The sequence below is a fragment of the Chamaesiphon sp. VAR_48_metabat_403 genome, from assembly GCF_031422475.1.
Taxonomy (GTDB): Bacteria; Cyanobacteriota; Cyanobacteriia; order Cyanobacteriales; family Chamaesiphonaceae; genus Chamaesiphon.
Window position 1 is genome coordinate 1 of sequence record NZ_JANPLS010000124.1, and the last position, 3,681, is coordinate 3,681.

The 3,681-nt window shown below is 48.4% G+C and carries 2 protein-coding genes; both read right to left on the bottom strand.

From position 1 onward, the window contains the following. Positions 1-446 precede the first annotated feature (446 nt). Positions 447-1,205: a metallophosphoesterase family protein gene (locus RMO79_RS06385; RefSeq protein WP_310482222.1), complete on the bottom strand. Its 759-nt coding sequence runs from the start codon at positions 1,203-1,205 to the stop codon at positions 447-449. Positions 1,206-1,539: 334 nt separating this feature from the next. After that, a complete protein-coding gene (locus RMO79_RS06390) occupies positions 1,540-3,339 on the bottom strand; it encodes a protein phosphatase 2C domain-containing protein (RefSeq protein ID WP_310482223.1) in 1,800 nt (599 codons plus the stop codon). Positions 3,340-3,681 lie beyond the last annotated feature (342 nt).

Consider the following 3,681-nt stretch of genomic DNA (forward strand, 5'->3'; position numbering starts at 1 on the left):
TAAAAAACGCCAAGACGGGGGAACCCTAGACATAAAAACGCCGCTAAACCGTCGGGAAACAAAGGCGTGCGCGCATCCGCAAAATCCAAAATCCCTTCTATCGTTGAATAATTGAGACAAGGTTGGAATGATTATGTGAAAATTTGACGATCGAGGATGAGGTTTGATGCAGACCTAAGCGGTGAGTAGATTAAAATTTGGTTTATGTGTAACTGTTCTCGACGATCTTAGCAAACTAAAGTTTATGTCCGATCGCAAATCGACGATTATAGATTTTACAGTAGCAGGGACAGCCAGATACCAGCAACTTTTCGATCGCGTACCGTTGTTGAGTAGCCACTATCTCCTCTCTGCCCCAGATTCCTAATTATTTCGTTGGCGGAGCCGCGCCGAGAGGTAATCGCTCTCTAACCAGCGGAATGTGGGATATAGAGCCGATATTTAGATTAAAATTTAACCCGATTGGGTTCGACTAATTTGACGATGCGATCGAGTGGTTGTTTGCGCTTTTTACCTGAAAATACATTAACTTGATAAACCATTGCATTAGTAATATCTAGAGCTGTCATCCAGCCACTTTTACGATGATAAGCTCCGGTTTCAATATTCAGCCAGCCGGGGCCTTGAGCGACTTCGCCGGGACGAACGCCTGGGAGGGTAAAGGTAATCGTATGTCCGGTAATAATAATTTTATCGGGGAAATAGGGAAATTGATTGCTCAAGAATTTTTCTCTAATCCAACAAAATTGGTCGTTATTTTGTTTGTCGAGCGATTTAAACGGATCGACCCCAGCATGAACTAAAAAGACATCGCCCAAATCTAGATAAGATGGCAAACTCGCAAACCAATCCATGTCTTCAGGCGGAATTCCGGCATCGCCATAACTTTCTAGCGTCGTATCGCCGCCGGATGGCAGCCAGTGGCGCAATGCCATTTCGTCGATATTTCCATTATTAAATGATGTTAATAACATCACTTCATGATTGCCCATCAAACACGGGTAATTGTGCTCCTGAATCCATTTGACTACCTCTGCACTTTTAGGCCCGCGATCGATAACATCTCCCAGAAAATATACCTCATCATCAGGAGCTAGTTTACAAAAATCGATTAATTGACACATACCATCAAAATGGCCATGAACGTCTCCAATCGCGATTTTACGGGGTTGAGTGTTGTGCTTTTTTTGAAATAAATTAAACATAAAGATGTAGATGCGAGACGATGCCGTCGGTTGGCGACCGATCCGTCAGTCGAATGATATTGTTAGTATGCACAGTTTGGAAGTAAATAGCTCGATTTTGCAATATTATGTTTGTTAAATTCCGTCTCTACTCCATCTTAGTAGCGGGGAGCGGGGAGGGTGTGGGGAGTGTGGGCGGTGTGGGCGGCTTGCACTGAGAGAGCGTAGCGTCTCCATCAGGAAAATTGTGTGGGGAGTAGATTAAAGCGATATTTTCATAAATCTTCCCTATCCTCCCATTCTCCCCTATCCTCCCACCCCCGCCCTTTCTTCCCACCGCGAGATCGCCAGGATACTATTCTGCTCTAGATCGATCGATTTGCCGCTGTAACTGTGTCTGTGGAGAGCTGGGTAATAGTTGCTGTCTCCAGGTGTCTACCCATTCTGGATGAAAAAAGGTAATGGCGATCGCGATTGCGGCTCCAAATCCAAGGGTTGTAGTCAGGAATAAAAACAAGTAAATCGCGCGATTGAATCTAAATTGTGGCTCTGGTTCTAAATCGTCGGCATCGGTATCGTCAGGATGACGCGGGACTAGTTGGCTGCTATGGATTTGGGAATCGGTTGCCGATACCTGACAAGACATCAGCACCAAAGAGATATTATCATCGCCATTTTGACGATGGGCTAGAGCCAGCCAAGATTGGACGGCTTCGGTAAGGGGCATTTCTGTTTGCAGAATCCGCTCGGCATAATCTTGCCAAGAACTCTCGACTAGATGGCGATCGCTCAAACCATCAGAGCATAATAATAAAATGCCATCCTCGATCGCCATAAATCGCTGTACGGTGGGGTGAATTAGCTCTCCTGGCTTCATCCCTAAAGCTTGGGTAAGAGCCGCCGCGTCGGGGCGATTTGCACTATGCCAGGGCAGATCTCGACCTTGTTTGACTTCCCGCGTGGCGATATCATCATCGATCGTCAGGAGTTGACAGCGGTGGGGGGTAATCCAATACGCCCGACTGTCCCCGACGTGGGCGATATAAATCTCGTGGGAATTGCCGACACTATTGCGGTTGCGAATCCGCTGGTTGACTTGAAGTGCCATTACCATAGTAGTACCCATCCGCCGCAGTTCCGTGCGTTCCTGGCTCTGATTTTGGGCGGTAATCGTATTATTGACTACTCGGACGATCGCGCTAATGGCGTTACAAATCTGTTCGGGGGAGACTAGTTCGGGACTGTTGACGAGCGAGTCAAATAGGGTTTGGGTTTGGATTTTGAGCAATTTAACAGCCATCTGACTGGCAACTTCGCCGCCGTCATGTCCGGCAATGCCATCGCAAATAATCGCAATTTTACCACCTGTGGAATCGTGAGTCAGGTCGAGTGGGGTGGGGTAATAAGAGTCTTCGTTGTGCTGGTGGGTGGCTCCAGCATCGGTACCGCCTGCAATCTGCCACTGTAAGGGCAATTGCGCCGCGCGTTCGAGGGTAATTTTGTTAAGTTCGCGGGACACATCGCGCAGCGAGGCTTTTTCTGCTTGCATTTTATCGTACAAATTCTCTAACCGATCGGCAATTTCTGGAGCCGCACCGGGGAGATTTTCCTGCCACAGCGCGCCCAGCTTGGCGAGGGTGACTTTAGGATTGCCCGTAGATCGATCGGAAATTAATTCGCACAAGCGCAGACACCACCCATCGACGCGGAGGTTTTCGATCTGGATCAGGCTGGATAATACGCCAGTTCCGGCTAGCGGTGCCCACAGATCGATCGCTTGCCACAGCCAGTATGCTTGATGGAGTGGTGTGGCGGTACTCCAAGCTTCGCTCAAACTGGGGAGTAATTTACCCTCATTATCGACCGGAATATTATCGAGCAGCGGAATCTCGATCGTCTCACCCGATCGTTTGAGCGTGCAAAAGCCGTGCAATTGGGGTAAATGCAGCTTGTACTGGTACAGATGAGCGTAGGCTGATGCCTGATGGGGCAGGGGAAAGAAGATATCTGGCGGGGCTTGTGGCTTGGTATCGAGCCACAATTGCGGGGCGATGACATGATATCTATCTTCTACCAATCGCTCGGCAGGAATCCAGGTTGCTTGCCGCTCGGCGGCCCAGAGATAGCGAGAGATCGATCGTTGGGCGGTAGTCATACTGTTGCGAAATCGGGGTCGAGAATGTGGATCGAAATAAAGAGCCGATCGGCTCTTTATCGGGATTCAATCTGTAGTTTACGCTAGATGTTGTAAATTTACTGATTCGTTATTAACTTTTTCACATCTTGCAGCAAAACATAGTTACTGGTGTTTTAGATGTACCCCTATACCCCTGTACCCCTGTTAAGGTGACTATTTGTAAGCGTAGCGGTAAACGATAAATACTTGTGGGTATCGATTTTCCTAGTAGGGGCAGAACCCGGATCTGGGGGTTCCGACCCCCAGACCCCCCGTTGAGAGGCGGAACGCCGCCCCTCAAACTCCCCTGCGTAAGGGTTA